This is a genomic window from Streptomyces acidicola (assembly GCF_009377235.1).
GTDB classification, from domain to species: domain Bacteria; phylum Actinomycetota; class Actinomycetes; order Streptomycetales; family Streptomycetaceae; genus Streptomyces; species Streptomyces acidicola.
This window is the reverse complement of the sequence record NZ_VMNX01000358.1, coordinates 1-7,018: the sequence shown is the minus strand read 5'-3', so window position 1 is coordinate 7,018 and position 7,018 is coordinate 1. Positions and strand designations below refer to the sequence as shown.

At 73.3% G+C, this 7,018-nt stretch carries 4 protein-coding genes; 2 read left to right on the top strand and 2 right to left on the bottom strand.

All coding sequences use genetic code 11. The annotated features are described in order from the left end of the window. Both lhgO and FPZ41_RS43500 read right to left on the bottom strand, forming a co-directional pair. Positions 1-1,193, bottom strand: a 1,193-nt coding sequence (gene lhgO / locus FPZ41_RS43505) for an L-2-hydroxyglutarate oxidase (protein ID WP_322621483.1), incomplete at its 3' end; no start/stop codon positions are given. A gap of 274 nt (positions 1,194-1,467) precedes the next feature. After that, positions 1,468-3,567: an asparagine synthase-related protein gene (locus FPZ41_RS43500; protein ID WP_152870068.1), complete on the bottom strand. Its 2,100-nt coding sequence runs from the start codon at positions 3,565-3,567 to the stop codon at positions 1,468-1,470. A 931-nt stretch (positions 3,568-4,498) separates the two neighbouring features. On the opposite strand from FPZ41_RS43500, the gene FPZ41_RS43495 reads away from it, so the two are divergent. Together FPZ41_RS43495 and FPZ41_RS43490 are read left to right on the top strand one after the other, a co-directional pair. Continuing rightward, the gene (locus tag FPZ41_RS43495; protein ID WP_131571859.1) at positions 4,499-5,923 is read left to right on the top strand and encodes an MFS transporter; all 1,425 of its coding nucleotides are present in this window, start codon (positions 4,499-4,501) and stop codon (positions 5,921-5,923) included. Positions 5,924-6,173: 250 nt separating this feature from the next. After that, the coding region (locus FPZ41_RS43490) for an AfsR/SARP family transcriptional regulator (RefSeq protein WP_322621482.1) at positions 6,174-7,018 on the top strand (845 nt) is incomplete at its 3' end.

Genomic DNA, 7,018 nt, shown 5'->3' with positions numbered 1-7,018 from the left:
CGCCCCACCTCCCGCCCAATCAGCAGCGAAGCGGTAGCCGCAGGCGACGGCGCGTTCAGCACATGCACCGTCCGCGCCCCCTCCCGAATCAGAAAGTCGTCCACCAGCGTCCCGTCCCGCAACACTGCCTGCGCCCGCACCCCCGCGGCCGCAGGCAGCAGGTCGTCCTCCGAAACCGCCGGCAACAACCGCCGCACCGCCACCGCGAACGCTGCCTTGGACACGGACCGCCGCAGCTCCCCCGCCCCGTACCGCCAGTGCCGCCGAGCGATCCGCCAGGAACCGGGCCAGGCCAGGGTGGCCCCCAGCTCACGAGGCCGCACGACACCCCACCCGTACCCTTCCCGCGCCAGCGCCGGCACCGCGTTCGGCCCGATGTGCACATCCCCGTCGGTCCCCCGGGTCAGATGCACCCCGAGGAACGGGAACGCCGGATCGGGCACCGGATACACAAGCCCGTGCACCAGCTCCGGCCGCGCCAGCGAGTAGTACTCACCCCGGAACGGCACGATCCGCATCCCGGGCTCGTCCCCGGCGAGCCGGGCGATCTCGTCGCAGTGCAGCCCGGCACAGTTGACGAGCACGCGCGCGCGGACGACACCACCGTCCTCCAGCCGCACGGCGACCCCGAGCGCAGCTCGCCGGTCGATCCGGACGACCTCCGCCCCGTACCGGATCTCCGCCCCCGACGCCTCTGCGAGCTGCCGCGCGACGCCCACGAAGTCGCAGATCCCCGTGGTCCCGACATGGATGGCGGCGAGCCCCCGCACCTCCGGCTCGTACTCGGCGATCTGGGCGGGCCCCAGCTCCCGGACCGGAATCCCGTTCTCCCGTCCCCTCTGCACGAGCGCGTGCAGCCGGGGCAGCTCGTCCCGGTCGGTCGCGACGATCAGCTTGCCGGTGACCGCGTGGGCGATGCCGTACTCGGCGCAGAACTCGACCATCTCGGCGGCGCCCCGCACCGCGTACCGCGCCTTGAGGGAGCCCGGGCGGTAGTAGATCCCGCTGTGGATGACCCCGCTGTTCCGCCCGGTCTGGTGCCGGGCCGGGCCCCGCTCCTTCTCCAGCACCGTGACGCGCGTGTCCGGCGCGGCCCGCGTGATCGCGTACGCCGTCGACAGACCGATGATCCCGCCGCCGATCACCAGCACGTCACAGTCGTACGCGATCCCGTTCACGCTCCGCTGCCGCACGTCGCTCCACCTCCCGACTCGATAGTGCACTGCGCCACTGACAGCGCCTTCAAACCGTTCCCCGGGCCGTTCCTCGCGGTATCGCCCGGTACAGGCCGAACCGCAGGGGAGCATCGACACGGAGCTACAGGATCTTCGCCGACTGCCTGCCCCGACCATGATCGTGGGACCGGCCCTGACGCGGTTGTGCAGCTATGCGGTTCTCCACCGCCGGGAGACGGACGGTGGCCGACGGGCTGCCCGGGCCACCTCCGGCTGCCCGGGCCACCTCCGGCTACCCCCGTCGAACCGTCGCCCCCGCGCCCAGCGCCCCCCGCTGGGGGGTGATTCCGGCCGGTACCGCCCGTTGGCGGGCGGGGGTGCCTGTCCAGCATGTGCCGCGGCGGGCCAGCAGGCGGCGGAGCCACAGTTCCAGGGAGACCAGGTCGGCGAGGCCGTCCAGGGGCAGTGGCTCGCCGTCCGCGGCCGCGCGGACCGCCTTGCGGACCACCCTCGCCTCGACCAGGCCCGCCTGGGCGAGCAGTGGGGTGTCGAAGAGGGTCACCAGGGAGTCGGCCGCCACCCGGAGGCCGGTGCGGGCCGCGGCCGCGGACGTCGCGTGGGAGGGGGCGCCCCAGCCGGGCGGGAGGTCGGCGATGCCGGCGCCCTCCAGGACCGTGCGGAGGATCGCCGCCCTTGCTCCCGGCTGGACGCGCAGTGCCTCGGGGAGGGCGCGGCATGCCCGTACGACCTGGTTGTCCAGGAAGGGCGTGTGCAGGCGCTGGAAGCGGATCTCCGCAGCCTGTTCCAGGACGCGGATGTCGGCGGCCTGGCGCGCGAGTGCCGCACGCGCGCGGAAGTCTCCCGGACGCTGGCCCGGGCTCACGATCGGGCGGCTCGTGGCGGCCTGGAGGCGAATCGATACTTCGGCCAGTGCCTCGCCCGTGAGCCAGCGAGCCGCCGGGCCCGGTCTCGCCCAGGTGAGCGCGGCGAGGGACGCCCCGACCGCGCCGCCGGGTTCCTCCAAGCGCTTGTGGAGGAGCCGCTCGGCGAGGGTCTCCACGCCCGAGCGGTACTGGCTGCGGGCGAGCTTGCGCGCGGCAGCGTACACGCGCGCGGGGACCAGGACGGAGCCGTCCGCCTTCGCCAGCGCCGCGACCGGCCGGACGAGGTGACGCCTCTTGCGGTCCATCAGGAGGTCTGCCAGGCGGGCGGGGTGGGCGTCCAGGACCTGCCGAGCGCCGTAACCCGTGAAGTGGTCCGCGCTGCCGGAGGCCAGGCGTGCGCGGTGCCTGGCAGCCGTGATCAGGGACGGGCCCGGTTCGTCCGTCAGCGGGCCCTCCAGGTCCGCGTACGGGAGCGCTTCCTCTCCGCCTGCCACCACTACGTGGTGGAGGCGGGGGTTGGCCGCAAGGGTGCCCGCTCGTTCCAGTTCGGCCTCACGGCCCGGTACGGCGAGGTCGTTGAAGGTCACCGCCAGGAGGCGTTCGCCCGCGCCCGTGCCATGGCCCAGCACCGTTCCGGGAGCGCCCGGGAGGCCCGCCGCGAGCAGGGCCAGCGTGCCCGACGCCGGGCCACCGGAGAGGTCGGCGCCGATGCCGGGTACGGGCATGCCGCGCGCCGCCCGTCGCTCCGCCGGGCCCATGCCGGGGACCGGGCCGGGGTCGATGTCCGCTCCGGGTACGTGGCGGGGGGCGGCCAGGCGTGTGCGTACGGCGTCCACGAGGGCGTCCCGGACGTCGTCCACCGCGCTCGCCGGGTCGGCGGACGGTGCCGCGACGGCAAGGGACGCGACAGGCTCGTAGCCGGCGATCTCGTGCGCCCCCGTGCGCAGGATCAGCGCGTGCCCCGGCGGAATGCGCCGAACGCCGTCGTACGGGGTCGAGTCGTGCAGGGCGGCCGGTACGTCGGGGGCGGCGAGCAGCGCGGCCAGGTGCCCGAAGTCCAGGTTGGCCTCGATGAGGTCGGCCAGCGGGAGCGCGGCGGTCGCGTACGCCGTGCCGCCCGCCCAGGGGGTGTGGAACACCGGGCGGGCGCCCGCGAGATCGCCGCACACCGTCACACGGCGGCCGACCTGGACGATGGCCGTGTAGCTGCCGGACCAGGCGGTCAGATGGCGAAGCGCCCCGCCGCGCGCCGCGAAGAGGCCGACCTTCAGCTCCTCGTCGCTCGCCCCGCAGGTGCCCAGGACCGCGATCCGGTTCTGCGCGTCGGCCTTCACGACGCGCACCTCGTCGGGGCGCCAGTCGCCGACCGCCCACAGCGGATCGGGGTCGCCCCACAGGAGTTGGGAGCCCACGGGGTGCACGGTCTCGCCGTCGTACCCGGTGCCGCCCGCGGCGCCGATCTCGCGTGCCGCAGCGGCGGTACTGCTCCATCCCACCAACCACCGCATCGCTGCCTCCACAGGCTGTGGACAACCAGTGCACCGCACGAACCGGTCACCATGCTGCCACGAAGGAAGCGCGCTGAGGGGCCTGTGCGAAGGCTTGCACACCTCACAATGCGCCCCGGAGCACTCCCCGTACGAGCCGGGAATGCGCTTCCGCGAACGGATGCGCGCGGATCCACGCGCGCTCCCCGCTCGGTCCACGCGCGCTCCGTGGGGGATCAACGCCCCGTTCAGCGCTCGGTTCAACGCGCGTTCACAGCCCCGTTCAACGCCCGATCCGGGACCGGGTGGGGTTACGACCCGCACCGGTCCGGACGCCCGCGCGAAGATCCGCCCGAAGACCCGTCGGAAGGTCCGCCCCGAGAACCGCCCGGAGTAGGGAGAGCGCGGCCGTCCGCTCAGGCAGTCCATCGATCCGCGTGTGCGTCTGCGACGTGAATGCGCCCCAAAACGCTCCCCAGTAACCCCCAACGCGCCCTCAAGAGACGTGGTCGGAGCAGTATTTGTCCGTACGGAGCACCGTCGATTTTCGGCCAAATCGGTCTCGGGAGGCAAAGCTCTACGACACGCTCCGTACAGGCTTTGCGCAACGCACAGTCAACGCGCAGTCCGGGAGGCGGAGTTCGCCTCCCGGACCGTCCGCCGCCCGCGGGGATGAAGGCGGCGGTGTCCCCCAGCCCACTGGATCCAGTACAGCGGGCCGACCCACGCAGGGCCCATCGAAGCGCTCCACTCGTGGCCGGAGAAGAGCGCACGGACGGGCGCACGGCCACACAGCGGGAGCGCGCCGCAACAGTCCGTACTCTCGTACGGACCACAATCCCGCCATCCGGATTTTCGCCCCTTAACGCTTGGGATGTGGCGAACTACGCTGGGTTTACGAATGCCGCGTGCGTATGCCGCCGCGGCAGCCGTCTGTGTCGAGGGGTGGCGCATGTCCAGGGAGCAACGCGGGCCGAACGAAAAGCTCGGCGCCGTTCTCGCCCTCGCGGGAATCAGCAACGCAGGACTCGCGCGGCGCGTCAACGATCTTGGCGCCCAGCGGGGACTGACTCTTCGCTACGACAAGACGTCGGTGGCGCGCTGGGTGTCGAAGGGCATGGTGCCGCAGGGCGCCGCGCCGCACCTCATCGCGGCCGCCATCGGCCAGAAACTCGGCCGCCCGGTGCCGCTCCACGAGATCGGTCTGGCGGACGCGGATCCCGCGCCCGAAGTGGGCCTCGCCTTCCCCAGGGACGTCGGCCAGGCGGTGAAGTCGGCGACGGAGCTGTACCGGCTGGACCTCGCCGGGCGCCGGGCCGGCTCCGGCGGCATATGGCAGTCGCTCGCCGGATCGTTCGCGGTGAGCGCGTACGCCACGCCCGCCTCACGGTGGCTCATAACCCCGGCCGACAGTTCGGTGGCACGCGACGCGAGTCCCTCGGAGGGCGCGGGAGCACCACTGAAGGTCGGCCACAGCGATGTGCAGAAGCTGCGTGAGGCAGCTGAGGACGCCAGGCGCTGGGACTCCAAATACGGAGGCGGCGACTGGCGTTCGTCCATGGTGCCCGAGTGTCTGCGGGTGGAGGCGGCGCCGCTGCTGCTCGGCTCGTACTCGGACGAGGTGGGCCGGGCGTTGTTCGGAGCCTCCGCGGAACTCACCCGCCTCGCGGGCTGGATGGCCTTCGACACGGGCCAGCAGGAGGCCGCCCAGCGCTACTACATCCAGGCTTTACGGCTCGCGCGCGCGGCGGCCGACGTGCCTCTCGGGGGCTACGTCCTGGCGTCGATGTCGCTGCAGGCGACCTACCGAGGCTTCGGCGACGAGGGCGTGGACCTCGCCCAGGCTGCCCTGGAGCGCAACCGGGGGCTGGCGACCGCCCGCACCATGAGCTTCTTCCGGCTCGTGGAAGCGCGTGCCCACGCGCGCGCGAGTGACGCCCAGGCGGCCGGCGCGGCCCTGAAGGCGTCCGAGGGCTGGCTGGAGCGCGCCCGCGACGGCGACAACGACCCGTCCTGGCTCGGCTTCTACGGGTACGACCGTTTCGCGGCCGATGCAGCCGAGTGCTACCGCGACCTCAAGGCGCCCCGCCAGGTGCGCCGCTTCACCGAGCAGGCGCTGTCGAAGCCGACGGAGGAGTTCGTGCGCTCGCACGGCCTGCGCCTGGTCGTCTCCGCGGTCGCCGAACTGGAGTCGGGGAACCTGGACGCGGCCTGCGAGCAGGGCGTACGGGCGGTCGAGGTCGCCGGGCGCATCTCGTCGGCGCGGACCACCGAGTACGTGAAGGATCTCCTGCACAGGCTGGAGCCGTACGGGGACGAGCCGCAGGTGGTGGAGTTGCGGGAGCGGGCTCGGCCTCTGCTCATGACTCCGGCGTAGGGCCTGCCGACGAGGGCGCCGGCCAGGACCCTGTTCCGGGTCGCGAACCTGGCTGCCGCCTTCGTCCTGGCAGTCGTCTTGGTGCTGGGTGTCGCCTTCGTCCTGGCCGTCGCCTTCGTGCGTGGCTCTGGCCTTGGGGATGGCGTGGGCCAGGGCCATCCCAAGGCTCTGACGACGGGTGAACAGGAAAAGCAGCACCTCACCGGAGAAACGAGGTGCCCCGCGCACCCACCCCGGCGAGAATGACCCGGTGCGGTACGGAATCCTGGGGGTCACTCAGGCGGAGGACGACCAAGGGACCCGCATACCCGTCGGCGGCCCCCGCCTGCGCGCGCTGCTCACGGCCCTCGCCCTCCGCCCCGGCCGCACGGTCGGCCCGGACACCTTGATCGACGAGGTGTGGGCCGCCGCTCCGCCCGCCGACGCCCCCGCCGCTCTCCAGGCCCTCATCGGCCGCCTCCGCCGTGCCCTCGGCCGGGACACGATCGTCTCGGAGAACGGCGGCTACCGCCTCGCGGCCACCCCGTCGGACATCGACCTGTTCGAGTTCGAGCGGCTCGTGAGGGAGGGCAAGGACGCCCTCGCCCGCGAGGACCCGGCATCCGCGTCCCGCGCCCTCCACACCGCCCTGGCGGTCTGGCGCGGCCCCGCCCTCGCCGACCTCTCCGACCGCACCGCGGCCACCCGCCCGGAGGCCCTCCGCCTGGAGGCGACGCGTGCCCGCATCGAGGCGGACCTGCGACTGGGCCGGGCTCCCGACGTCGTACCCGAGCTGAAGGAGCTCGCCGAGGCCCACCCGTACGACGAAACCCTGCACGCCCTCCACATCCGCGCCCTCCGCGACACCGGACGCGGCGCGGACGCGCTGGCGGCGTACGAGTCGGCTCGCCGCGTCCTCCTGAACGGCCTGGGCACGGACCCCGGCCCGGCACTACAGGCGCTGCACACGGAGTTGCTGCACCCGCACGCGCACGCGTACTCGCGCCCGCAGCCGTCTCACGCGCACGCGTACCCGCAGCCGCAGCCGCAGCCGCAGCCGCAGCCGTCGCACCCGCACCAGTACCCGTACCCACAGTCGGAGCCCAGCCCCGGCCC

Bases quoted from the DNA above. Each gene is read 5' to 3' on its own strand.
- FPZ41_RS43495 (WP_131571859.1), top strand. From the start codon at position 4,499: ATGTCCAGGGAGCAACGCGGGCCGAACGAAAAGCTCGGCGCCGTTCTC.
- FPZ41_RS43500 (WP_152870068.1), bottom strand. From the start codon at position 3,567: ATGCGGTGGTTGGTGGGATGGAGCAGTACCGCCGCTGCGGCACGCGAG.